The 26,967-nt window shown below is 41.1% G+C and carries 18 protein-coding genes; 14 read left to right on the top strand and 4 right to left on the bottom strand.

The annotated features are described in order from the left end of the window. Window positions 1–112: 112 nt before the first annotated feature. Both FAZ19_RS14270 and FAZ19_RS14265 read right to left on the bottom strand, forming a co-directional pair. Entirely contained in the window at window positions 113–508 is a 396-nt protein-coding gene (locus FAZ19_RS14270; RefSeq protein WP_136821424.1) for a response regulator, read from the bottom strand. Window positions 509–532: 24 nt separating this feature from the next. After that, window positions 533–2,452: a PAS domain-containing protein gene (locus FAZ19_RS14265; RefSeq protein WP_169305659.1), complete on the bottom strand. Its 1,920-nt coding sequence runs from the start codon at window positions 2,450–2,452 to the stop codon at window positions 533–535. A gap of 280 nt (window positions 2,453–2,732) precedes the next feature. On the opposite strand from FAZ19_RS14265, the gene FAZ19_RS14260 reads away from it, so the two are divergent. The 8 genes from FAZ19_RS14260 to FAZ19_RS14225 all read left to right on the top strand — a co-directional run bounded on the left by FAZ19_RS14260 (window position 2,733) and on the right by FAZ19_RS14225 (window position 13,852). Further along, the gene (locus tag FAZ19_RS14260) at window positions 2,733–3,236 is read left to right on the top strand and encodes a helix-turn-helix domain-containing protein (protein WP_136821422.1); all 504 of its coding nucleotides are present in this window, start codon (window positions 2,733–2,735) and stop codon (window positions 3,234–3,236) included. A gap of 166 nt (window positions 3,237–3,402) precedes the next feature. After that, window positions 3,403–5,178 (top strand): aminopeptidase P family protein, encoded by a 1,776-nt coding sequence (locus tag FAZ19_RS14255; protein ID WP_136821421.1) that lies wholly within the window; start codon window positions 3,403–3,405, stop codon window positions 5,176–5,178. An 88-nt stretch (window positions 5,179–5,266) separates the two neighbouring features. Further along, on the top strand, window positions 5,267–7,522 hold the full coding sequence (locus FAZ19_RS14250; protein ID WP_136821420.1) for a glycoside hydrolase family 20 protein: 2,256 nt from the start codon (window positions 5,267–5,269) through the stop codon (window positions 7,520–7,522). A gap of 34 nt (window positions 7,523–7,556) precedes the next feature. Beyond that, window positions 7,557–8,537 carry an isoaspartyl peptidase/L-asparaginase family protein gene (locus FAZ19_RS14245; RefSeq protein WP_136821419.1) on the top strand — a complete coding sequence of 327 codons (981 nt, stop codon included), beginning with the start codon at window positions 7,557–7,559 and terminating at the stop codon, window positions 8,535–8,537. Between the two features lie 3 nt (window positions 8,538–8,540). Further along, window positions 8,541–9,215 carry a copper homeostasis protein CutC gene (locus tag FAZ19_RS14240; protein WP_136821418.1) on the top strand — a complete coding sequence of 225 codons (675 nt, stop codon included), beginning with the start codon at window positions 8,541–8,543 and terminating at the stop codon, window positions 9,213–9,215. Between the two features lie 211 nt (window positions 9,216–9,426). Continuing rightward, on the top strand, window positions 9,427–11,217 hold the full coding sequence (locus FAZ19_RS14235; protein ID WP_136821417.1) for a HEPN domain-containing protein: 1,791 nt from the start codon (window positions 9,427–9,429) through the stop codon (window positions 11,215–11,217). A gap of 193 nt (window positions 11,218–11,410) precedes the next feature. Then, a complete protein-coding gene (locus tag FAZ19_RS14230) occupies window positions 11,411–12,562 on the top strand; it encodes a hypothetical protein (protein WP_136821416.1) in 1,152 nt (383 codons plus the stop codon). Window positions 12,563–12,577: 15 nt separating this feature from the next. Beyond that, window positions 12,578–13,852 (top strand): hypothetical protein, encoded by a 1,275-nt coding sequence (locus FAZ19_RS14225; RefSeq protein ID WP_136821415.1) that lies wholly within the window; start codon window positions 12,578–12,580, stop codon window positions 13,850–13,852. A gap of 35 nt (window positions 13,853–13,887) precedes the next feature. On the opposite strand, the gene FAZ19_RS14220 is transcribed toward FAZ19_RS14225, so the two are convergent. Together FAZ19_RS14220 and FAZ19_RS14215 are read right to left on the bottom strand one after the other, a co-directional pair. Continuing rightward, complete coding sequence (locus FAZ19_RS14220; RefSeq protein ID WP_136821414.1) at window positions 13,888–14,169, bottom strand: Txe/YoeB family addiction module toxin; 282 nt, start codon at window positions 14,167–14,169, stop codon at window positions 13,888–13,890. Continuing rightward, on the bottom strand, window positions 14,151–14,366 hold the full coding sequence (locus FAZ19_RS14215) for a DUF2683 family protein (RefSeq protein ID WP_136821413.1): 216 nt from the start codon (window positions 14,364–14,366) through the stop codon (window positions 14,151–14,153). Before FAZ19_RS14215 ends, FAZ19_RS14220 begins: the two co-directional genes overlap by 19 nt. 127 nt (window positions 14,367–14,493) lie before the next feature. Between FAZ19_RS14215 and FAZ19_RS14210 the strand changes: the two genes are divergently transcribed. The 6 genes from FAZ19_RS14210 to FAZ19_RS14185 all read left to right on the top strand — a co-directional run bounded on the left by FAZ19_RS14210 (window position 14,494) and on the right by FAZ19_RS14185 (window position 26,964). After that, window positions 14,494–15,159, top strand: a complete 666-nt coding sequence (locus FAZ19_RS14210; protein ID WP_136821412.1) for a hypothetical protein — start codon at window positions 14,494–14,496, stop codon at window positions 15,157–15,159. Between the two features lie 112 nt (window positions 15,160–15,271). Further along, window positions 15,272–15,517 carry a DUF4143 domain-containing protein gene (locus FAZ19_RS24495; protein ID WP_136821411.1) on the top strand — a complete coding sequence of 82 codons (246 nt, stop codon included), beginning with the start codon at window positions 15,272–15,274 and terminating at the stop codon, window positions 15,515–15,517. 95 nt (window positions 15,518–15,612) lie between these two features. After that, complete coding sequence (locus FAZ19_RS14200) at window positions 15,613–19,518, top strand: two-component regulator propeller domain-containing protein (protein WP_136821410.1); 3,906 nt, start codon at window positions 15,613–15,615, stop codon at window positions 19,516–19,518. Between the two features lie 117 nt (window positions 19,519–19,635). Beyond that, window positions 19,636–22,218, top strand: coding sequence for a glycoside hydrolase 5 family protein (locus tag FAZ19_RS14195; RefSeq protein WP_136821409.1), 2,583 nt, complete (start codon window positions 19,636–19,638; stop codon window positions 22,216–22,218). 150 nt (window positions 22,219–22,368) lie between these two features. Continuing rightward, a complete protein-coding gene (locus tag FAZ19_RS14190; protein ID WP_136821408.1) occupies window positions 22,369–25,350 on the top strand; it encodes a SusC/RagA family TonB-linked outer membrane protein in 2,982 nt (993 codons plus the stop codon). A 45-nt stretch (window positions 25,351–25,395) separates the two neighbouring features. After that, window positions 25,396–26,964: a RagB/SusD family nutrient uptake outer membrane protein gene (locus FAZ19_RS14185; protein ID WP_136821407.1), complete on the top strand. Its 1,569-nt coding sequence runs from the start codon at window positions 25,396–25,398 to the stop codon at window positions 26,962–26,964. Window positions 26,965–26,967 lie beyond the last annotated feature (3 nt).

The following is a 26,967-nucleotide window of genomic DNA, read 5'->3' as shown; positions in this document are numbered from 1 at the left end:
CCCCCATCTCCGCCAATGTGGATTCGCTATCTATCTTTAAGGTTAGAAAAATAATTTGTGATACAGTTTATTGCATCGATCCTATAGTAGATGCCTATTCGTGGGTGGTGATTTAAATGATTTGACTAACTTCTTGAAGTTTGTCAGCGTTCAACGGCTTACTTAAAAACTTATACACATAGGGGCTTTCCATTGCGCGGTACTTGTCTTCTGGATGTATAGAAGAGGATAACATAATAATGATACACTTTTTCTTTATGTGCTCAGGAAATCTCGCGTATTCATCAAGAAAATCAAAACCGCTCATTTGAGGCATATTAATATCCAAAAAAATCAATTCTGGCAAAGATCCGGGATTTTCTAAACAGGCTTCAAGTAACTCCAAGCCATCCATAGCAGATTCTACCATCACTACTGTATCGGTAAAATCGTACTTTTTCATTATTTTTTCGGCCATATAACGATCGATTTTGGCATCATCTATAACTAACACTCTCTTGTAATTCATAATTAAAAAAATTAAATGGAAATCCTAAACATTCAGATTTGGCACCTTGATTTTAAATTCTGTTCCAATACCTGACTCAGATGTCATTTCAATCGTCCCGTTTATTTTATCTATCGCTTCTTTAACGATATATAGTCCTAAGCCTGACCCAACTGAACTTTTAGATACTCTATAGAACATATTAAATATTTTCTCGTGAAATTGCTTATCAATACCAACGCCGTTATCCTTAACGATTATAGTAGCTTCAGCAGGTTCGATGCTGATGACCACAGAAACCCAAGGTGATACTGTATTAGGATTACAGTATCTTATGCTGTTAGAAATTAAGTTGTTGATTATAATTTTCAGACGACTAGAGTCCGAATAAAATGTATGATTGTCATCAATGGTCGATGTTACAGTAACGTTCCGATTTTCACTGCTCATAAATTTGAGATTATTCATAGATTCACTCAAAAGTTCAGAAAAATTGACCTTTTCGGCTTTTACTTCGGCTCTCGAATTTCTTGAATAATCGAGTATATCCAATATAAATCCGTCCAGTTTGTTTACACTCTCTTTCATCATGGATAGATTTTCGATTACTTCGGACTCGTTTGTTTCAGATTGTGTAAATTCAATAACGCCAAGAAGGGATGCAAGCGGGGCTCGTAGGTCGTGAGAAACACTGTATACAAAACGGTCAAGTTCATTGTAAGTTTTTTTTAAGTGCTTGTTCGCGGAGCTTAAGGCCTCCTCGTACTGGATACGTTCGGTGATATCGCGGAAATTTGTAATTAAACCACCGACAGAAGGTTCGTGAAGCAAATTTTGACTAACACCTTCTAACCATATCCAATGTCCTTCCTTCCGACGAAATCTAGCAATAAATTTAGCGGTATTACCCGGCTGTTCCAATATTTTTTCCCCGATACCCAACAATAATTTTTGGTCCTCGTGATGAAACAGGAATGCCATATCTATGGAGAGCAGTTCATCAGGAGAATAGCCTGTAATGCGTAACATGGAATTTGATGCGAAAATAAGCTTTCTGTCGATGCTGGTGACAGCTATACCATCTGACGAGTTCTCAATTAATGTTCTAAACTTTTTTTCACTATCCTTTACAGCAATTTCAGCCTCCTTACGTGCAGTGATATCGGAACAGAGTCCGTCAATTCTAATTAAGTTGCCAGCGTGATCGAGAGTAGGCGTCAATGTGCCGCCTAGCCATCGTATACTACCATCTTTATGACGTATCCTATATTCATTTACTACGATTTCTCCCCGTCTCATTAGCGGATCGCTTTCATGAATGATATGTTTGTCCTCCTCTAATATGACATCCATCCACAGATTATTATTATCATAGAATTCGCTGAGAGTATATCCATATACCTTTTCACATGCTGGAGACATTTGCAACAGGCGATACTGCTGCATATCTACAGAATACAGCACTTCATCTATTTTTTCAAATAGAATAGCCATCTGTTTATTAGCTTGTTCCAATGCGTTGTCCGCATCTTTTTTTTCAGTAATATCCTTCATAGCGCCACATAGCTTCAATGGCACGCCAGTATTGCTGTCAAAAATCACCTGACCAATGCTTCTTGTGGTAATTACGCGCCCGTTAGGCAGAATATGCCTCTGCTCGAGATCGTATTCTCTTCCCGCTTTTATAGATAATTCTGCTGCTGTTGTCACAGCGGCACGGTCGTCAGGATGGATAGAATGTAAAAATGTGTTATAGCACGGCATTATCGCTCCAGGTTCATATCCCAGAATACGATAAGTTTCGTCCGACCAATATTGCGGCGCATTAGGATCTTCAACTGATAGATCTAATTCCCAACTTCCGATCTTCGCCATCTTTTGACATAATTCCAAGTGGTAGGGCAAGTTCGGAACATAGTTGGCACTAGAGTCTTTGTTGTTCTCATTTTGTAGTTTTGCTTTCATAGGTCTGAAATAAGCTGTTTGATAAAACAAACAAGACAATTTTATAACAAAAAAAAGTATGTAAAGTTTTGCAAGACAGGACATAGCGCATGAGAAGCTGGGAAACGGAACCTAACTCGCTTTTTCGAAATGAAATTTATAGATTCTTTCATCAAACCGGTAAACAAAAAGAAAAAACAGAACCTTCTCCCTTGGTACTTTGCACGGTGATTTTGCTATTATGTAGTTTTAATATTTCTGATACAAGGTATTTGAATAAGAACACCCTACCAGGTTAACCATGAAAAAAGAAGTAAACCCATTATTTAACCATATCCGGATCAGACAGATCAGGGAGTACAGAAATATCAGTCAGACAGAATTAGCAAAACTAATAGGTCTTAGTCAGTCTTCCTACAACGACCTTGAGCAGGGACACACCCGGCTTAAGGCAGATAGCCTGCCTACTTTAGCGGCTGCTCTCGATGTAGATATCCGTTGTTTTTTTGAAGCAGAAACTGACTACAGAACAGCAACCAATTTATCAGACGAGCTCAAAGTGTTCGAAGACAAGTATTATAGTCTAAGGAAAGAAAATCAAAAGTTAAACGAGTTACTATTAGAAAAACAACAGCTTTACCAAGCTTATCAAATAAGTTGTGAGGAACGGTCTGCAATGAAAGGTAAGGTGCTTAGCAGAAAAAGATTTTTCATAAAGGTGTTGCTGATGTTTAGTACAGCATTGATCTATATTCTGATTTTTGTCATCTATTCTGAAGATATTCAACTTTGGATTTCGCGGTGAATAGCGTATGGCGCGAATGCTTCCTCCAACCTAGTAAAGCCTTTAATTCGACTAACAGTAAGATATTGGAAATAAGCTTGCAATTGAAACTTAGGTAATTTTGCTTAGATGCAACCGAAAAGTTTAAGATTTCCTAACTTGCGTACCTAATTTAATAACAACAAATATGACACATTTGGAAAGATTAAAACAGATCCGTCAACTAATGGAAAAAGGCGGGATAGCAGCTTATATCATACCTTCCTCTGACCCTCATATTAGTGAATACCTACCGGAAAGATATAAATGTATCGCTTGGACCTCTGGTTTTACGGGATCTGCGGGTACGTTGGTTATAACGGCGAATTTTGCAGGCTTATGGACAGATGCACGCTATTTTGTACAAGCTAAGGAGGAACTGGCCGATACAGGTTTTGAGTTGGTAAAACTAAAAGTGCAGGGGGCAGCAGAATACGCAGAATGGATAGGCGAGCATCTTGCAAAAGGAGATAAGGTTGCTTTTGATGGCAATATGGCTTCGTTATTGGTCGCACAGACCGTAAAAGCTATATTGGAACCATTAGGCATCTGGGTAGACGGTCATGTCGATTTGCTTAGCCCAATTTGGAACGACCGACCCGAGCTACCTCGTGCAGAAGCCTTTCTGCTAGATGAAAAGACAACCGGACAATCCACTGCTTCTAAAATTAATGAGGTGCGTAAGACCTTGGTCAAAAGTAGGGCAGAAGGGCATCTGATATCATCTTTGGATGATTTAGCCTGGCTTCTAAATATTAGAGGACAAGACGTGCCCTGCAACCCGGTTGTATTGGGATTTGTATATATATCGGCTACCGAAGCTATTTTGTTTATTGAGCCATCAAAATTAAGCGGGACGATGGTTGACGAATTAAGAACAGCAGGCGTAACGCTAAGACCGTATGAGGAGGTCTTCGAGTTCGTACGGTTACTTAAAGTGCGGTCCATTCTTATTGATCCTAAACGTACTTGTTTTGCTATTTACGATAGCATCCCTGCTGATGTTAATATTCTAGAACGTACCAATCCATCTACGACGTTCAAAGCGGTAAAAAACGAAGTGGAACTAAATCATATTCGCGAAACAATGATTCGTGATGGTGTGGCATTGACTAAGTTTTTTAAATGGCTGGAGGAGCATGTTTCTAGTGGAACGTTATCAGAGGTCTCTGTAGCCGAAAAATTACGAGATTTTCGGGCAGCGCAAGCCGGTTTTGTAGACGTAAGTTTTGACACCATTGCCGGCTATCTCGATCACGGTGCTTTACCTCACTATCATGCTACCGACTTTAGTAACTATCAGTTAAAACCACAAGGCTTGCTTTTAGTAGATTCGGGAGGTCAGTACCTCACAGGTACAACGGATATTACACGCGTCGTATCGCTTGGTGAAATCACACGGGAGGAGAAAGAAGATTATACCATCGTATTGAAAGGAACTATTGAAGGAAGCCAAAGTATTTATCCAAAAGGTTCAAAAGGCTATCAGATTGATGCGATTACGCGTCGTCCGATTTGGGCTGCTCTCCGTAATTACGGTCACGGTACAGGGCATGGTGTTGGTTTTTTCTTAAATGTACATGAAGGGCCGCAAGTGCTCAATCCCACTAATGTAGACGTTGCGATTGAAGAAGGAATGATCTCCTCGATAGAGCCTGGGCTATATCGTGAGGGCAAGCACGGTATCCGTATCGAAAATTTAGTGCGCTCCAAAAGATTGGAAAGTTCCATATTTGGCGATTTTATGGATTTTGAAACATTGACGATCTGTTATATTGATACAGATCTGGTGGAGAAGTCAATATTAGATCAAGTTCACGTCGATTGGTTGAATAATTACAACCAATGGGTGTTTGATAAACTATCTCCTCACTTATCTGAAGGTGAAAGAGGATGGTTAAGAGATAAAACAAAAGCGATTTAGATATTGTATTCCTATAAAACGCGTGGGAATTGAAAAAAGGTTTTAGCAGAATGATTATAAATGGTATTTTTGGAAAAAGTAAACAGATATGGACTATATAAAGTATTTATTTTTCTCTTTTTTTACTGTTGCAGGTAATTGTTATGCACAGCAGAGCTTGATTCCAGCACCTCAACATCTGGAGATCAAATCAGGAAATTTAAATTTGGATAAGAATTTTTCGATTCTGGGTAAAGGCTCTCCAGAAGAAGCAAAGTTTTTACAAAAAAATATAAAAGAGATCATCGGTCTAGAGTTACCTATTTCCAATAAGTGTACGAAAAAGTGTATTGTTCTTGATTTAAAGAAAAGTTATGGCGCGACGTCCGATGAAGCCTATGTAGTAGTGGTCGATGCAAATCAGATTGTTATTACGGCGAATCAAAATCGAGGGGTTTTTTATGGTATTCAAACGCTTTTGCAGCTGATTGAAGAAAATCGATCAAACCTTGAGATTCCGGCTCTTGTGATTCGGGACTCCCCTAAATTTGCCTATCGTGGAATGCATTTAGATGTTTCTCGCCATTTTTTCAATGCGGAAGAAGTAAAACAGTATTTAGATTATCTGGCAGCGTATAAGATTAATAAGTTTCACTGGCATTTAACGGATGATCAAGGCTGGCGAATTGAAATTAAAAGCCATCCAAAGCTGACAGAGATAGGAGCCTTCAGGAAGGAATCGCAAATAGGCCCTTATGCGGCAATGACGTTTGACGGAAAACCTTATGGTGGGTTTTATACCCAGGAACAAATAAAGGATGTCGTTGCCTATGCACAGAAATTGCATATTGAGATCATTCCCGAAATTGAGATGCCCGGCCATGCACTAGCGGCTTTGGCGGCCTATCCTGAATTGTCCTGTACGGGCGGGCCGTTTGAAGTGGGAACAACCTGGGGCGTCATGGATGATATATTTTGTCCGAAGGATGAAACCTTCGCTTTATTGGAAGACGTAATCGACGAAGTGATTACACTTTTCCCCAGTAAATATATCCATATTGGTGGCGATGAAGCACCTAAAACAAGATGGAAGACCTGTTCACACTGTCAGGAATTGATAAAGAAGGAAGGTTTGAAGGATGAACTCGAGCTACAATCCTATTTTATCACCCGTATGGAGAAATACATTAACTCCAAAGGTAAAGCAATTATCGGCTGGGATGAAATCTTAGAAGGTGGATTGGCACCAAACGCAACGGTTATGAGCTGGACAGGTATTCAAGGTGGTATACATGCCGCTAAAACTGGGCATGATGCAATTATGACACCGACTTCACATCTATATTTTGATTACTACCAGGGCAACCCACAAACCGAACCACTAGCTTTCGGAGGAGATTTACGTTTGGAAAAGGTGTATAGCTTTAATCCAATTCCAGCTGAGTTGTCTGCAGAAGAAGCCAAACATATTTTAGGTCCGCAGGCGAATCTGTGGACAGAGTATATCACTGATTTTGGACAGGTGCAACACATGCTGTTTCCACGGCTGATGGCCTTATCTGAAGTAGCATGGGGAACCTCCCAGCCCGATCAATATAAAAAATTTGAGAGCCGGGTAATTGAGCACATGAAAACGTTGGATCGTAAAGGAATTAATTATTCCAATGCAATTTTTGAGGTGATCGGAAATATAGAGTTAATAGATGGTGAGCTGGCTTATAACTTATCTACAGCCAACGATCCCAAAAATATCCGCTATACGGTCGATGGTTCCGAGCCTATTTCTACTTCATTGCCCTATGTATCTCCTATCAAAATCGATAAGTCGCAAACCATTAAAGCGACCTATTTTGAAAATGGGAAGCCGATAAGCGCCACAATTACGCAGCCATTTACAATCAGCAAATCAACTGGTAAACACATTCAATTGGTCGATCAACCCGGAGAAGCCTATTCTGCAGGAGGAGCCGCCACGTTGGTCGATGGTGTATTTGGTGATAAGCAATTTTTTGGAAAGAATTGGCTTGGCTTTAATGGAAAAGATGTGAATGCCACGATCGACTTCGGTACGGAAACTGAATTTAGTTCCGTAAAATTATCATCACTTGATCGCAAAGGCAGTTGGATACATTTTCCGAAAGAAGTACGTGTGTCTATCGCTAACGATGGCTCATCATATTCGTTTATTAAAGGACTTAGCCAGGCGGAAATTAATAAAACAGACGGCGATTTAATTTTAACATTTCCGAAACAAAAGGCACGGTATATCAAAGTGGAAGTATTAAATTTAGGTATTATCCCCGATGGGCTAGCCGGAGCCGGATCTGGAGCTTGGTTGTTTGTGGATGAGATTAGTGTAAATTAGTGCGGGCTATTTGTGAACGATAACATCGATACGGATGAATAACAGAAGAAATTTTATCAAGAAATTAGGTCTAGCCTCTATGGGAGTAAGCTTAGTTTCTTTGGCGGCGAATGCTAAGACCACAAAAAGAGTCAATAAGCCTCTTGTTTTGTCAACCTGGGATTTTGGCTTAAAAGCAAATGAAGAAGCCTGGAAGGTGTTGCATGCCAATGGCCGTGCGCTGGATGCGGTAGAACAGGGCGTACGTTTTACCGAAGCCGATCCAACGGAGCGCAGTGTTGGTTATGGCGGAAGACCGGATCGCGATGGCAAGGTAACGCTAGATGCCTGTATTATGGATGAGATGGCGAATATTGGATCGGTTGCCGCCTTGCAGCATATAAAACATCCTATTTCCGTGGCACGTGCCGTCATGGAGAAAACGCCTCACGTGATGCTTGTCGGCGAAGGTGCACTTCAATTCGCGAAAGATCAGGGCTACAAAGAAGAAAACTTATTAATTGAAGCATCAGAAAAAGAGTGGAAGGAGTGGTTGAAGACGTCTAAATATGAGCCGGTTGTCAATATCGAAAATCACGATACGATTGGCATGATCGCGCTGGATTCTGCAGGAAATCTTTCTGGAGCCTGTACAACAAGTGGTATGGCCTATAAAATGCACGGAAGGGTTGGCGACTCTCCAATTATTGGTGCCGGACTTTACGTAGACAATGAGATTGGTGCCGCTACAGCCACCGGACATGGAGAAGAAGTGATTCGCACAGTAGGCAGTCATTTGGTGGTCGAATTAATGCGTCAGGGGCGTTCTCCGCAAAAAGCTTGTGAAGAAGCCGTAAAGCGTATCATTAAGTTTACTCAAAACCGTAAAAAGTCCTTAGACACTATTCAAGTCGGTTTTATAGCACTTAATAAAAGAGGAGAGTACGGTTCTTATTGTATACATGGCGGTTTTAATTATGCTAAATATGATGCAAAAGGGAATGAGTTAATAAAATCTGATCATTACTTAAAATAATAAATGGCAAAATTAGAAATTGCTTGTTTCCATCCGGATTCCGCGAGGATCGCTCAGGAAAATGGTGCAGACCGTGTTGAACTGTGTGCAGAAATGCATGTCGGAGGAACGAGTCCCTCCGTAGACATGGTAAAGAATGTACGGAGTCAGGTGCAAATTGATCTAAATGTCATGATTCGACCCCGAGGAGGAGATTTTGTCTATTCCGTCGCCGAATTCGAGCAGATGAAACAAGAGATTGTCGCTTTTAAGGAATTGGCGGTAGATGGTTTTGTTTTTGGTATTTTGGATGCAAACAATGCTGTTAATATCGCACAGAATACAGAGCTGGTTGAACTAGCCCGGCCACTTCCTTGTACTTTTCACCGGGCATTTGATGTCGTAAATGATTTGGATTCGGCTTTGGAGGATGTCATAGCGTGTGGATTTAATACGATATTGACATCTGGATGTGAGCCAAATGTAGATTTAGGAACAACCAACCTACGGAAATTAGTCAAACAGGCAGGAGAGCGTATTACGATCATGCCTGGTGGCGGTCTAAGGTCCACCAATATTGCCCGTGTTTTACATGAAACCGGTGCAAGGTATGTTCATTCCTCAGCAATAACAGATGGATCAGAAACGGCTGTAGCCGATGAAGTTGCGGCATTGGCGGATAGTGTGCGGCAGGCCTGATATAATATTCGGTTTATTCTTTGCAAAGAAAACTTCTTTAGCTGTAGATAAGGCCTCTACAGCTTCAAAAATTGTATAACCTTCTTATCATTGTAATTTCCGCTAGATGTAAGGGTAGGGGAGTTTTGTGTATAAAAAAATATACATATGTTTTGTTTTTATATTTTTATTTATACATTTGTATAGATAATCTATAATTATAAACAAATTAATGATACAAAACATGTGTATTTCATTAGAGAAATTTATCGAACGCCTGATCCAGCGCATCGATGTCGAGCGTATATATCAGTTTGCATTTCCAACGGATGATGGGGAACAGCAATTAAAACCCCAGTTGCTATTGGTGGTGAATCCTGTAAAAGGGATGGCGCCTAATGCTTTGGCCCCCATTGTATCGCTATGTATGTCCGATTTGGAGGAGGAGATGTCTTTTGAGATGATAATTACGGGCGAATGGTCCAATAGGTTGAAGCAGGGGAGTCTGTACCATACCTATGCATCGTTGCCTGAAAACCTGCTTTATGCTAGTAAAAAGAAGCTAAATACCATCTTTGAGGACAAGAATCTGAACGGGCTATTGGAGTTGGCACAATACAATTACAATCAGGCACGTGGAATATCAGATGAATTTCGTGCCGGTGTGGCTAATTTTTTGGACAAAGAAGATTATACGCAAGCGACTTTTATGTTGCATCAATTTGTCGAAGCGCGTATCAAATCCTTTAAAACTAGTGTCATGGGGGTCAAATCGACGAAAGGACATAGTGTCGAGCAACTTATTAAATCGGTAAGGGGGGCACTTCCAAGTTTATATGACCTATTTCCTTATAATGAAGCCCAGGCTGAGCTGTTGCGCAAGCTTGATCAAAGCTATGTGAAAACGCTCAAGTGGGATCAGATCGATATTTCTAAAGAAGAGTTTGAGATCTTACTCCACAAATGCGAACAAATAGCGGATGATATGGATAGACGAGTAGCGATGATGCTGGCCTGTATTGTCAATTATCAAGATAAAAAGATGGTAGAGCAAGAGAAAGCTGCTCAAGACCAAGTGGAGAACAAAGAGGCAAAAACGGAAAGCTACGGTTCCAAACAGGAAGGACAGCCGGTCAAAACCCTCGTTTGCGAGTCTTTTAAAGACTATCCTTGGCTGCCCGAGTATACTTCGGATGTCAACCAATTATTAGAGAAGATACGTAAGAACCACAATCCCGAGCAGATCACGATGCTGAACTATCACACAGGCGGTTTTTCGGGAGGAAGTTTATTTCAGCAGGAGCAACAGGAGCAGGTCGGAGCGAAAGTGGAGCTGTACTTGGTGGTCATCATGAATAATACCGGTCCGTTTCATTTCAAATGTATGCAGGTCGGTGTTGCTAGCGCGATGGTGCTGTATTTGAACGTGTCTTACATCGAACGAAAACTCGCCGAGGGTCACCGATTGGTCAATACCCTCTGGACTAGGGGACGCATACTTCGAAGAAAGTCGACCTTCAAACCAAAGTTTGATATTACCGAGGTAGATTGGGAGGCAATTTATGAGAAAGAAGCCAAAATTGTCGAAAATGCCAAAGTATGTATGAATAATTTGTACTGTATGCTGAACAATTCATCAACCTTGATGTTGGATACTGCTCTATTGCTTATACGGAATTTGTACGAAATCGGCGTAAATACATATACTCGTTGCAAACTCGGTTCAAGGTTTTTGGAATGTAGTTTGGGTGAACAAGTGGATTGGTCTGGAGCGATTGATAGGAAGCTCATTGATTTTGTTTATCCACATAGTGAGGTACAACTTGCTAGGTTACGTTTAATCATGGGAATAAGAACGGTTTGGTGGAAATGTGTGGATTTGGGATTGTCAAAAACAAGTAAGCCGGAATATACGGAGTTAGCAAGAGAAGTCAACCACTTTTTTGAAAAGCAGTTAGATAAAGCATTGGTACAGCTGAAACAGCGAGCTGAACAAAAAAAGAAAGAAGCCATATCTGATTAAAACCGTCATATCGAACGAGTAAGGAGAGGAGATATCTAAAAATTATATAGTCAAGAAATCTCTCCAAAGTCGAGATGAACATTAAAAACTAACAAAAAATAAAACTGATCAAAACTATAAAAAGTCCGCAGGGTATCGTATTCTCAATGGTACCTGATGCGATATTCCTGCAGGACTTTATGATAAGAAACTAATGGAAACAAAGCAACCTGATTTACCCAGACAATCAATATGGATATGGGATGAGGACTTCCCGTATTCATTAACACAAGAAGAGCTTAAAAGCCCTTCGCTAGCTTTGGAGGATGTATTTAAACATTATTCACTTACGGATTGTCAATACTTACTTTGGGAGTGGAAACACTGCCATTATAGACCGTATCTTTTTTCTTTTGGGAATGGATTGCATACGCTCTATCACTTCAAGTGTAGACTACAAAAGCTCCTTAATGTTGCTTGGCTTATTGACAAGGAATTTGGCTGCTCACAGCTGTTGGTCCCATGCGACGATACCTCGTTTCAGACTTTCAGAAATACTACTTACTGTATCTTCTTAGGAGAAACAAGAAACTCATTGAAAACCACAATTGCGCAATTATTTAACGAAGAAGACGGGCTTCAGGGGTTTATGAATGTATTGAGACATTGGTGGGACTTGGGGATAGATTGGCGACAGCTAGATGTTGGTGATAGGTGCAAAGTAGGTAATGAAATCCCTGAATTTAGACGTCTTATGCTGATGATCGAACTAATGTATTTTATTTATAAAAGTAATTATATGAAGGAAGAAGCTAACCTGTATGCAGCAAGTGCTTACCTTTCTTTGGAAGAAGCAAGGCAACCGGCAAAGACACTGATGAAAATCTTCAGCAAATGGGAATATGAAGATTTAAAGAAGAATCTCCGAGAGCTGTTTTATACAATGTATACACATTATGGTCTTGAGGAGGGAATCATGGGAAGTCGAGGTGGAATTATACATACTTATCATAAACTGATCGGGTTGACGCATACACTATCTTTACAGAATGATAGCTATTTTGAAGAAGAGAAATATTTTACAGTGAGTTATTCAGAAGTCGGAAACTTTTCTACTGAATATAATTTTTATCCACTTCACCATTTATTAGAGACCGATGTATCCAGTCTAATTGATAATTTGAGAGGCTACGATTATCATTCGTTGCACAGAGATCTTCACGAGTATGCAATTCTACTAAGTGGAAAAGGTGGAAGTTTTGAGGAAGAAGACGGAAGGAGAGCAGTTCTGTTATTCCAAGAATTGGAAAAATTAATGGAAACGCTCTATCTCCTAATGTTAGATAGAATTCATATAGATTGGTAATTAATTTAAAAAATTATGGACATACTAAAGCCGATTGGAATAATTGATCTCGAGACGAGTAAACGTGATATTTCCTACGAAAGCATACTGACATTATATTGGGAGTTTTTTGATGCAGCGGGGTACGAAAGCCATTTGCTTGCAAATGATAAGCTTTTAAGAACAGTAATGTCAAATGACATTTATCCTGATTTATATGCTGGAAATGCAATCTACCAGTTGGAATTGAATAGAAGGTTAATAGACCTAGGTTGGTTATATTTAACGTACAAGGAAAAAGAAGGCGCTGCGAGTGAGATAAGTAACGTGTCTAATCAGCAAAGGTACCGCCCAGAGTTTGACTATAGTCACGAAAGTACATACTACTTCGACGATTATTCGTGGTTAAGAATGGAATCCGATAAGGACCATGATCCATTTAAACAGGAAGATGATTACAAGGAGGTAATTTCTAGATTTAAAGGAAAAGTGCGATGGTTAACATTGGATGAGATCGCCGATCCCTATTCATTTTATGTATTGGTTTTTGATAAAAAGACACATCAAGATTGGATACAACTCCTCACAATTTGGGGAGAGTATACATTTTTGCCAAAAAGTATTTGCCAGGCAATGGACGGAGGCGAAGTCTATGATAATTATGTTCTCTTTCAAAAATTGACGGAAATGGCTTACTTGATACACCATTATGAAGATTATATTCCGGATTCAAGAACCTTCCTATATTTGGATTTTTGCAAATACCCTTCCAATCTGTCGACAGATCAGATTATAGCTCCGCAAATGGTGCTATCTGGAATATTTGAAAATAGCACTAAAGACGGAACTATTAATGAGTTTTTTTGGTGGGTGGATTCTGTTCTTAATGGTGCATACACAGCTGATTTCAGCCGGACGTATAATATATACTTAACCATCATAAAACTTGCGGAGTTTTGTTGGATATTTAAACCTTATGCTAGAAAGGGAGCGAGTCTGAAAAGGCGTACAGAGAATGATGAAAATCCCTACTACGCATCTTTTTTTGAAACATTAAACTATGACACCCAATATTTGGAGCCAAGAGAGAAAGAGCGTCCGCTATATGCTCTTAATTGGGTTTTCACTAGTTATAATAGAGACTTGGATTCACTAAGATCTGTATTAAGATGGACTTTTGAGGCATCTTTTCAAAGTAGATCGTCACTACTTAAAGATACCATGATAAAGGATTTAAGAACGAATTGTGCTAAATTGATAGAGCTAACGCATTTTATTTACAGGGTCATGTTACAAGAAAATATGAATTGAAAACTTAAGAGAGAGCGGGCGCAGTTGAGCAATTTTTATTTATCATTATAATGCCCTTTTGCGGATATGATTGTGACGATAACATTCAAATCGTCTATTGTGTATATGATCCGATCTTTAGCGTTAATTCGTCTTGACCAAAAACCAGATAACTCATACTTTAATTGTTCGGGATTACCGGTGCCTGTTTCAGGATGTTCTTCGAGTTCGGCAATTATAATTTCGATCTTTTTTATATCAGCTTTATTGCCTGATCTGTAAACGTCTGCTAATTGCTTTTTTGCTTTCTTTTCAATGTCTAAAGAATATCTGCCCATATATTTTTAGCATCTTTAATTCTCGTGACATTGCCTTTTTTAGCAGATTTATCCGCGTCCAGAATTTTTTTGACAAATTCTGGATCGTATTGGCTAGCTGGCTGCGTTATTTCAAACTCCATTTTCAGCGCTTTAGCAAAAGCTTTAATTGCTGCCAATTGCTCTTTAGTTTTAGGATGAATTACTACAGTGTCCATACCATCAAATATACGAATTATCATTAAGTACGCAAATAGCTTATCTATATCTGCACAAACGTTTTTATTGAAATAGAATAAACCAATTCTCGGGTAGGTAGTCTATCTTTGTAATAATCTAGTTGATATGAAGAAGCTTTTCATTTTTGTGGCGTTGCTGTTATCGTTTTCTGTTCTGTTTGCACAGCGAGGAGCTATAGACACGGATATTTTTGGAACACTCCAGTATAGATCTGCTGACGGAGGATATAAGGCCAGTCTCGAAAAAAACATCTTTGATGACTTGATATTTACAGATAGTCGTAGTAATAAATTGCAGTACGAAAAGAAATATCTAGATAAGATAGAGCCCGGTTTGAGGGAGAATAAGGATGCTCAAGCCAGACTGTTAAGGAGGTTGGTAAGAGAAAATAGCAGACACTCCGACTATAGCGCTACTTTCAAGGTAGACATCTTTGATAAGACAATAATTGAAGATAATAAAGGCTATAAACTGGAGGAAGGAAAGGATATCTTCGGGCACATTAATGTGGAAGAACAGGTGAATGGCTCTAAAACCCAGCTCAAAAGAAATTTGCAAGGAGGGCTAGAATATATTCGGGACAAGAACAAAGCTTCTTTTGGTGAAGATATATTCGATAAGTGGATTTATAAAGATAGTTTTGGGAATGAGATTCAGTTTAACAAAGAAACCTGGAAACGTATCTTGGAGCAGTATGGTACAGACGAAGAGTTTTTCTGGGAGCTTCTGGATCGTTACTTTTATTCAGAAATAGGGGATCGATATTTTTGATGACCCATAAACCATTCTACCTAAATGGAACAGCTATGTAATGGAATCTGTGAACGTGCTGGATATTATTTCTGTGTACTTAACCTTGTAAATTTAAAGTTTAGTTTCAAATTTGCCATCCTGGGCTTCTCCATATTTCTATAGAACGGCAGCAGGTGCCGAGGTTGATCTTGTTATTGATGCAGGGAGTGATAAACGAATAGCTATAGAGATCAAACGTTCTATGACACCGACCCTCAGTAAGGGATTTATGAACGGTTGCGATGACATCCAAGCTACGCATCGTTTTTTTTTGTGTATCCCGGTTATGAGCGCTTTCGGCTGTCAAAAGATGTTGAAGCGATTCCACTTAAAGTGATGCTAAAAGAGTTGTCTTTGATTCTGGGTATTTAGATTTAAGACGTTCGTGAATACAAGGCATTTTATTTAAGTTTGCAGACAGACCTCCATGTTATGCGAAAAATTGTGTTGCTATTTTTTTTATGTTTCATCACATTTGAACCATTCCTTTTTTCGAACACGCATGAATTTCCATTTTTTCGAAATATATCGGTTGGTTCGAGAGCGAGCTCAGTAAATTGCTTTGCACAGGATAGTTTAGGTATGTTGTGGGTCGGAAGCAATAGTGGCCTATATAGTTATGACGGTTATTCGTTACATCAGCATACCGCAGCGGATATAAAATACCAAACATTTATTTATAGTATAGCTGTACTCGATGCAACTTATTTGGCTCTGGGCACGGAACATGGTGTTTGGTTGTACAATTACAATAAGGATCGTTATGAGGATTTTCCGAAGGATGGTCCTTCGGATGTCCGGGCGCTATTGTTCGACGGAGAATATCTTTGGATCGGATCATTGACGGGCTTATATCGCTATCATGTTGAGAAAAGAACAATAGAAAATTATGGTGAGCAACTGAAAAATAAACTGGGTAATCAGACGGTTTATACCTTGTTGAAAGAAAACGATAGATTGCTCATCGGAACGTATAACGGACTTTACACGTTAAATTCCTCTTCGGGAGAAGTCAAGCACTTGTCGTTACCGGATTATAATGTACATAGGAATCAGTTTGTCAATTCATTATTAACCTCGGCAGATGAGAGGGGAGCTTATGTCGGTACAGAGTATGGGTTGTATTATTACAACTATAGTACTAGGCAATTACAGAAGCAGCCGGTTTTGAAGAAGCATCCGATTAAGTCCATGATAGCTTATGATAGCAAAACATTGTTGCTAGGTACCGATGACGGACTTTTCGTTTACGGGACGGACCGTTCTTCCCTAGAGCGGATAAAGCATGATTCCCGAAATCCAAACTCCCTTGCCAATAACATTGTCTGGGGCATGTATGCTGATCGGAACCAAAATATCTGGATCGGCACCGATCTTGGACTTTCGTTGTGGGCACATCAACAGGCAGAAAAAAAACTGCCGATATATCGGTTTACATCGCGGAGTGATGGCAATCGCTTCTACAAGATTATACAGGATCGCCATGGATGGTATTGGTTAGGTGGGGATAATGGTTTGATTCGTACAAATACACTTGCAGACAGCATAGGGGAGAGCTTCTGGTACCGTATGGATGCGCAGGATTTAACGCTTCCACACAATCGGATACGTGATATATATGAAGATCCAGAAGGGTTGCTGTGGATTGCGTCGGATGGAGGCGTTAATCTTTTTGATCCGAAAACGAAAGCATTTAGAAATTTCGAGATCACGGATCGTACAGGAAAGCGAAACGCCAAATGGGCATACGATGTTTTTGAGGATCGTGGAGGTCAGTTATGGATTGCAACTTATTTGGGCGGAATTTTCAGTGTAGACAAATCAAAATTGATCGCATCCGATGGAAAGTACACATCACCAGACAACTATAATATTGGGGAAGGACTGCTGGCAGACTTTGCAAACCAAATATTGCAAGACAGCTATTCACAAGTGTGGGCTCTTTTTTATAATAAAGGATTGAATAAAATAGATCCTAAGAACGGACGTGTACAACTGGTGAAAGACGAACAGGGCAATCCAGTCGAGCAGGCAACATTTATGTTGATGGACAAAGAAGGATGCATTTGGATTGGTCAGCATGGTAAAGTACTTCGAATTGGAAGTGACGGTAGTTCCCGGACATTAGTTTTCGATCCTGTGGGACTGGGGGAGGTAACGGCTATGGAAGAGGTCGGTCAAAAGATATGGTTGGCTACGGGCGATGGACTTTGGCAACTTGACAAGAAATTGCTTACGTTTCAGACGTTGAAGCATGGGCAGGATATCAGTGCAATGTACTACAATGCATTGCGTAAGGAAGTTTATCTGGGAGGCATTGACGAGGTGTTGATCATGCCTGCTCAACAAGTGGGAGGAACGGACTCTTCGAATAGACAAATTGTGCTAACCGCAATATATGTCAATAATGAACGTTTCGGAGCCTATGATTACGGTGTGCGATACCGTGACGAAATTGTACTTAACCATGGACAGAATAATCTTAGATTGGAGTTTTCGAACCTGGACTATGGGAATGACGTCGGCTATCGTTTGGTGTATGCCTTTAAGGGACGAAATGAGCAATGGATTGTATTAGAACAGGGGGATAATAAGGTACAATTGGCCAATCTTAGTTCTGGGACGTATGTGCTCCAGGTCGCAAAGATGGATACGCAAGGGAAAATTGTTTCAGATATATTTGAAGTGGATGTCGATGTGAAATATCCCTGGTATGCAGATGGTTGGGCACGTTTTTTATATGCGTTGCTATTGATCGGTTTGATCCTATGGATTATTAATTTTTTTCGGGTCAGAAATAAATTGAAATTGGAGCGTATGGAGCGGAAGAAGGTACTGGAGCTTTCAAAACATAAAATGGATTTCCTGACGACGATCTCCCACGAATTGAAGACCCCACTTAGTCTTATTCTAGCACCAGTAAGCCAATTGATTTTTCGGACAAGGGACACCGATAAAAAAAAGCAACTGGAAAATATTCAGCAAAATGCACTTAAAATCAATACGCTTATCCAGGAAGTCATGGAATTTGATAAAAAAGACGGAGAAAGCGTTCGCATAAATCATCTTATCCATTCGCGCATAGAATTGGTCTCTTTTACACGGAGGTTGTTTGATATAATATCGGCTACAGCAGCGTACGGACATCTTTCCTTTACTTTTTCTAGTTCGGTAGATACTATTTATATCGAATCCGATGTGACCAAATTAGAGTCGGTGTTAACCAATATCCTGACCAATGCCTGTAAATATAACCCAAAAGAAAGTGGCCGTATTGATCTCCATATTTCTCAAACAGAAGAGCAAGTGGCTATTGTCATTAAAGATAATGGTATCGGGATTTCAAAAGAAGATTTGCCCTATGTGTTCAGTAAGTTTTACCGTGCCTCGTCTTCGTTAAACAAGCATATAGAAGGTACCGGAGTAGGGTTGTACCTCGTAAAAAGCTATTGCGAACAGATGGGATGGAAGGTCCAGATAGATTCCGAATTAGCCGCCGGTACACAAGTGAAGATATCTCTTGCGACAAGTGCTATTTTAATGAAAGAGGACTTGATAAGTCACCCTTTTGACGGCGATCGACGTAAACTATTGATTGTAGAAGATAATGAGGAGCTGTCTTTATTTTTAAGCCAGACATTAGAAGGGGATTACCTTTGTAAGGTAGCACGGGATGGTAGAGAGGCTTTGGAGTTATGCGAAAAATCATATATACCGGATATCATTGTTTCTGATGCCATGATGCCCATTATGGGTGGATTGGAAATGGCCCGTCAACTCCGAAAAAACACCCTGACATCCACAATTCCAATTATATTGCTTACGGCGAAGAGTGATAAACAAACGGAACACGAAAGTTTGGCAGCTGGTATAGATGCATTCGTCGGTAAACCATTCGATTTGGACTTCTTGAAAATGCAGATCAATCAGTTGATCAAGCGTAAAGAGCGTTTATCTGAACAATTGCGGTTGGACGAAATCAGTAAGCCTCGGATTGAAGTAATCGAATCCACGGATGAACGACTACTTGTAAAAGTTACCCAGGTGATAGAAGAACATATAGATGATTCCGACTTCACCGTACAAAGACTTAGTGAGAAGGTCGGAATGGGTGTCAAACAGCTTTACCGAAAGATAAAGCAGCTGACTGCGTTGACCCCTGTAGAATACATCCGATCCATCCGCATGAAAAAAGCCGCAATTTTGCTCCGTCAAAAGAAGTTTACTGTTGCTGAGGTGATGTATATGGTCGGATACTCGAATGCGTCCTATTTTTCGAAATGTTTTCAATCAGAGTTTGGTGTTACGCCAAAGGTTTTTGTGGAGAGAGACGCCTAAAATCAATATTTTGTCCGATTTGTGTTGTGTTTTGTCCGATATATATTGCACAAAGGAACAAAACATTGATATGTTTGTGATGTTGATTCTCAACCAGATTATAAACATGTTATTCCGATGCCAAAATTTATTGTATTTCTTTGCGTGCTGTGCACCTGCTCCACTTTACTAGGACAAAGTAAAACTGAAGTTCCTACCATTTATATCGATGGCGGTGGCGTAATGCGTTGGTCTGATACGAAAGCAGAAGCTTCTTTCTATGGTGTAAACTATACGGTTCCATTTGCTCATGCTTACCGTGCACTCCATTATAAAGGTATAGATCATAAAGCTGCGATCGATCGCGATGTATATCATCTGGCGCGGCTGGGATTTAATGCCTATCGCATACATATTTGGGATGTAGAGATTTCTGACGCAAAAGGAAATCTTATTGCCAACGAACATTTAGATCTTCTGGATTATCTTTTTTCAAAATTAGAGGAAAGGGGGATACGTATTTTGGTAACAGCCATGACTAATTTTGGTAATGGTTACCCCGAGCGTAACCAAATAACAGAAGCCTTCTCTTATTTATATGATAAGTGTAGTATACATGCTGATCCTCAAGCGATAGAAGCACAGAAGCACTACATTTCACAATTGGTAAACCACATAAATCCATATACCGGAAAAGCATATAAAGATGATCCTTATGTGGTAGGTTTCGAAATCAACAACGAACCTTGTCATACAGGAGAAGTAGGTATAACCAAGCGGTACATTAACGAAATGTTATCTGCCTTGAAGAAAGCTGGAAATCGAAAGCCTGTCTTCTATAACGTAAGTCATAATATGGAGCATGTGCCAGCTTATTATCAGTCGGCTGTGCAAGGTACCACCTATCAATGGTATCCGGTCGGTTTAGTTGCCGGGCGCGAGCGCAAAGGAAATTTTCTCCCATACGTCGCGAATTACAGCATTCCATTTGCAAATGAAAAAGGGTTTGCATCAAAGGCGAAGGCTATCTATGAATACGATCCAGCGGACGTGTTATACGGTTACATACATCCAGCCATGAGCCGTACCTTCCGATCGTCGGGATTTCAATGGATTACGCAGTTCGCGTACGATCCCTTAGATATTGCAGCTTATAATACAGAGTATCAAACACATTACCTGAATTTGGCGTATACTCCAGCTAAGGCGATCAGCACGATGATAGCGGCAGAGGTTGCCTATCAGGTACCTCGAAACCAGCAATTTGATACTTATCCGTTGGACACCCTATTTGACGATTTTATGGTAAGCTATAAACAAGATTTGAGCTTAATGAATACCAAGAATAAGTATTATTACAGTAATCATACGACGGTTGAGCCAGTTGCGCCGACGGATCTTCAACATATAGCTGGGCATGGATCGTCACCTCTTGTGCAATATGCTGGATCAGGAGCTTACTTCTTAGATAAACTGAGCGAAGGAGTATGGCGTTTGGAAGTAATGCCGGACGCCGAACAAGTTGCTGATCCATTCTCAAAGCCTTCTTTGTCACGAGAAGTCGTTCGTATTCTATGGCAAGAATGGCCAATGACAATAGCTATTCCGGATCTGGGTGATGACTATCAACTAAAACGCTTAGCACCGGATACGGTCATATCGGGTTACCGTATTGCAAAAGATAAAAGTATCATTATAATGCCAGGCGTGTATATCCTCAGCCGCAAAGGGGGAAATATAGCTAAAGAATGGACAGCAAATACCCTGTGGAACAACTTTCGTTTAGGAGAATTCGTTGCTCCTTCTCCATCCAGTGAACAACAGCCCTATGTTGGTCACACCCCTCCTCCAATAGTAGAAAGAGGCAGTCCTTTGGCGTTGCACATGAAAGTGATTAGTCGCGTAAAACCCGATTCCGTAATCATTCAGACCGATCAAGTCTCTTTTTGGAAGAACGATAATCCATCTATTAAAATGGAACAACAAGCAGGATATAGTTATACGGCTACACTGCCCGTAGAACTGTTGGCTTCCGACAAACTGAAGTATACCGTTACCGTCTATGCTGACGGTCGCCGGTACACTTATCCACAAGCTGCAGAAGGTACCCCGTTGGATTGGGATTTTTCGGTTTCCAACTATTTTTCGACTACCTGTGTAGATCCAAGTAGTTCTGTTCTATTGGTTACAACCGATGCAGAAGAACCAGCATATGAGCATTACGCTATTCCAGAGACTTCGTATTTGGAGTATCAAAGAGCACAGTCCGATCTGACGAAATCCGCCATCTGGAATTACCACTTTATCAGTAGGGATTCAGCGAGTCGCTTTTTTTGGCAAAAGGATATTTCGCGTGATATTACTGCGCGGCGTTCCGGTATAGCACAGGCGCGCCAACTATGCTTAGCGATAGGTGGTCGGGGATTGGCCGGAGGTTTGGAAATAGGCTTTGTTTCGGATATGGGCTACACATATGTTGCCAACGTGACGGTAGACGATAAAAAAGAAGAAATCCAGGTTGTCCGGATTCCGCTAGAAACCTTAAAACAAGTTCCAACAGCTCTCCTGCCGGCTCCCTATCCCGTTTTTTTAGAACGATACTTTGTGCCGCAGATAAACATTCCATTTCAGGTTACTCAAGCCGAAAAGCTGCTGATCTCCACAAGGGGAGCGGTCAGCCCCACGGCAGAATTGAGGGTGGGAGCAGCATGGCTGGAATAACTTTGCGCGAGTGAAAATAAATTATAATAAACCAAATTAGAGCACTTATAAATCCATAAAATGAAATATCCATCCCACTTGAAGCGAGACAAACACGACTAAATGCGATTGGTATATTCCATATGACCTTAAAGATCAAATTATAAACATATGAAACGTTTTACGATAAAAGCCTGTTTTGTCAGCTTGTCTCTGTTTTCCGTAGGCTGGTTTTGCACAGCCCAATCCCTGCTTGCAAGACCGTTGTCAATTTCTATCCTGCAGCAGGAACAGGAGATCCGCGGTACAGTACGAGATGCGGATGGAATACCGCTTGCGGGGGCAACTATTCTTGTCGCAGGGACCGCGATCGGGACCTCCAGTGCGGATGATGGAACCTATACCCTACGTTTACCTGCTGGGAAAACACAAATTACCTATAACATGTTGGGATACCAGCCACAGACACGCACGATATCAGGCAGTACACTCGATGTGGTCATGTTGCTTGCCGGAAACCAACTAGAGGAGCTGGTGGTAATCGGTTACGGAAGTTCCACGAAAAAGGATCTTACCGGTGCGGTGAATACCGTGAGTAGTAAAGATTTTAATACTGGACTGGTCGGATCGCCTGAACAATTGATCAGTGGGAAGGCTGCAGGTGTACAGGTGATGTCCAATAGTGGATCGCCAACTGCAGGAAGTACGATTCGTATCCGTGGTGGAGCGTCGCTAAGTGCGAGTAACGATCCGTTAATCGTACTGGACGGCGTACCGTTGGAAACCGGAGGAATCAGCGGCAATAGTGGTAACTTTCTGAGTTTGATTAATCCCAACGACATTGAGAGCATGACCGTATTGAAAGATGCATCCGCTACAGCCATTTATGGATCGAGAGCATCCAATGGCGTGTTGCTCATCACGACAAAAAAAGGGAAAGGTGAGCAGTTACGTGTATCCTTCTCATCAATCCTTTCCATGCAACAAGCTATGGGGGTAGCGGATATGATGTCTAGGGATCAGTTTGCCGAATTGATCGATAGCAAAGGCACAGCAGCGCAAAAAGCTTTATTGGGAAGTGCATCAACAGATTGGCTTGAAGAAGTATTTCAGGATGCATTTGGTACAGACAATAACCTTGGTCTAAGCGGAAGCATAGGGAAGGTAGTTCCGTTTCGAGCATCAGTGGGTTATTATAATCAGCAAGGTACACTCAAAACGGATAAGACCGAACGCATGACAGGTTCTTTGGTGATGAATCCCACTTTTTTTGATCAGCATCTTACCGTTAACCTCAATCTAAAAGGGGCACGCAACAACAATCAGTTTGCGAATACAGATGCCATATGGTCAGCGATTGCATTTAATCCGACGCAGCCGATTTATTCGGGCAATGAACAATATGGCGGCTATTACGAGAGCTTAGACAATGCAGGACTTCCGGCTACAGGAGCCAATCTAAATCCGTTAGGACTCTTAAATCAGGAAAGGCATCGTAGCGATGTGAACAGGGGTATCGGTAATTTGGATCTGGATTATAAATTCCATTTTCTGCCGGAGCTGAAAGCACATGTTACCTTAGGATACGATTATGCACATGGCGAAGGTTACAATCATATTCCTGCTGCTGCAGCGAATGCTTTTAACATTGGAGGATCCTACGATACCTATGAACAAACACTTAAAAATAAACTCTTTACCGGATACCTGAATTACAATAAAGCATTGCCCGATCTGAAGAGTAATCTGGAACTGACGGTAGGTCATGATTACCAGTATTGGAGCGCAACCCGTCCACCGATCACTTATCTCAACGATGCGGGTGATGTACGCTCAACGGCTATTGGGGCAGATGAACGTCACACCCTGCTCTCCTGGTATGGACGGTTGAACTACAACTACGACAGTCGCTACCTATTGACCGCTACTGTCCGCCGCGACGGAACATCGCGTTTCAGTCCAGAAAACCGTTGGGGTACATTCCCTTCCTTAGCACTGGCTTGGCGATTGTCTGAAGAGTCTTTTTTAAAGGAGAGCACTTTTCTAAATGACCTGAAACTACGAGCCAGCTACGGTGTAACTGGACAGCAGGACGGAATAGGTAATTATAGCTATCTTCCTGTTTACAATCAAGGTACGCCTTATGCACAATACCGTTTTGGTAATCAATACCATTTGGTGTATCGCCCCTCGGTATATGTAAGCGACTTACGTTGGGAAACCACCAAAGCATTCAATTATGGGTTGGATTTTGCGGTATGGCAGAACCGTGTTTCTGGCTCTATTGAATACTATACGCGAAAGACGCACGATCTGTTAGCTACAGTTCCCGTGCCTGCAGGTACCAATTTCGACCAAATGGCAACAACCAACGTTGGCAATATAGAAAGTAGCGGTTTTGAATTCCAGTTAAATACAGTACCTGTTGAGCGGGAAAACCTGCGATGGGAAGTGAACTTCAATGCTACCCAACAACATATGAAAGTAACGAATATTGCTTTGGTAGAAGATGACTCTTCTGTTGGTTCCTATGTAGGGCCTGTGGTCAGCGGACGGAGTATCCAAATATTGACGACAGGTTATGAACCTTACATGTTTTATGTCTATAAGCAGATGTATGATGAAAGTGGTAGACCTCTAGAAGGAGTCTATGCCGATTTGAACCAAGACGGAGCCATTGATGAGAAAGATCTCTATCGCTATCAATCTCCAGCTCCAAAGTGGATTTTAGGATTTAATACACAAGTATCCTACAAAAAATGGACAGCAGCAACGACATTGCGGGCAAACCTAGGGAATTATGTATTTAACAACACCAAGATGAATCTGAGTGCCTGGGAGACGGTGCAGTATGTGGATCCTGCAATTAATAATCTGCACGAGGATTACCTGAAGACCGGTTTTCAGGCGAGACAGTATTATTCGGATTATTATGTGGAGAACGCATCCTTTCTCCGGATGGAAAATTTTTCTCTGGGATACAATGTCGGGCAAGTCGGAAAATTTGCTAACCTCCGCATAGGAGCAGTAGCGCAAAACTTATTTATCATTAGTAAGTACTCGGGGAAGGATCCCGAAGTGCCGAGCGGTTTTGATAGTTCGTTCTACCCACGTTCAAGAACCTATTCGCTAAGTTTAAATCTCGATTTTTAATATTTTAATCTGATGAAGTATCAATTAAAAAAGAATAGAATACATATGAAACAGCTAACAAAATTATACGTAGGACTGCTTTCGGTTTTGATGCTGATTGTATCCTGTACAAAAGACCTCGATCAATATCCGACGATAGAAACTACAGCAGATGCCGTTTATACATCCGTAGACGGTTACAAGTCTGCCTTGGCTAAGTTGTATGCGTCTTTTGCTATCGCCGGTAATGGTCGAGGAGATGATAATCCAGATATGGGTAGCGCGACCGCATCTTGGGGGTATCTCCGTGTCTATTTCAACCTGCAGGAGATTCCAACCGATGAGGTAATATACACTTGGGCAGGTGGTGATAACCTGGTCGATATACAATTTATCAATTGGGGGGCATCGGATACCTGGGTAAATGCCATGTACTATCGTATCTATTATACGATCGCGATTAGTAATGAATTTTTACGCAATGCAACAGCCGAAAAAATTTCCTCATTTTCGACTGAGCAGCAAAGAGAAATCCTGGAGTTTGCAGCAGAAGCCCGATTTTTACGGGCACTGGCCTATAGCCATGCGATGGATCTTTATGGGAATGTTCCTTTTGTGACCGAAACAGATGCGGTGGGTGCATTTTTCCCCCCACGTATCACGCGCTCGGATCTGTTTGACTTTATAGAAAGTGAACTCATCCAGATTGCGGACATATTATCGGAACCACAAAGTAACGTGTATGGGCGTGTCAGCAAAGCGGCGGCTTGGTCTTTGCTGGCCAAAAATTACCTCAATGCACAGGTGTATACGGGTACAGCCCGCTATGCCGACTGTATTACATACAGCAAAAAAGTAATTGATGCCGGATATTCTTTAGAAACCGATTACAAAAAATTATTCAATGCGGATAACGATCTGCGTGTCCAAGAAATTATCTTTCCGATCCAGGCGGATGTACAGCATACCACAACTTGGGGAGCGACGACTTACCTGGTCAACGGCCCTATAGTAGGTAGCATGAACGCGGCGGATTACGGTGTGGTATCGGGATGGAACAGTTTTCGCACTTTGCGCGAATTTGTATCTACATTTGATACAAATGATCTGCGTGGCGACTTTTGGACAGACGGTCAGTCGTTGGATGTGGATGATCCTTCTTCTTCCGGACAGGGATATAGTCTAGTTAAGTTTACCAATCTGAACGACGACGGAACATTCACGACTGATGAGGGGATGGTAAGTACAGATTTTCCGATGATACGTCTGGCAGACGTGTATCTGATGTATGCTGAATCTGTCGTGCGAGGAGGAGGAGGCGGAGATTTGCAGGAGGCACTTTCTTTGGTAAACCTGATCCGACGTAGAGCCTTCGGAAATGATAGTGGGCAGATCGGCACAGCACAGCTAACATTAGATTTCCTTTTAGCAGAAAGAGGTCGTGAACTCTTTTGGGAATGCACACGTCGTACGGATTTAATCCGTTTCGGTCGGTTTTCCGGAGGTACTTATTTGTGGCAATGGAAAGGAGGTGCTGTCGATGGTCGTTCGGTAGATGTGAAGTATAATCTCTATCCGATACCTGCTACTGATCTTACAGCAAATCCAAATTTAATTCAAAATACTGGTTATTAAACT

This window comes from Sphingobacterium alkalisoli (genome assembly GCF_005049105.1).
Lineage (GTDB): Bacteria > Bacteroidota > Bacteroidia > Sphingobacteriales > Sphingobacteriaceae > Sphingobacterium > Sphingobacterium alkalisoli.
This window is presented reverse-complemented; position numbering and strand designations above follow the sequence as displayed.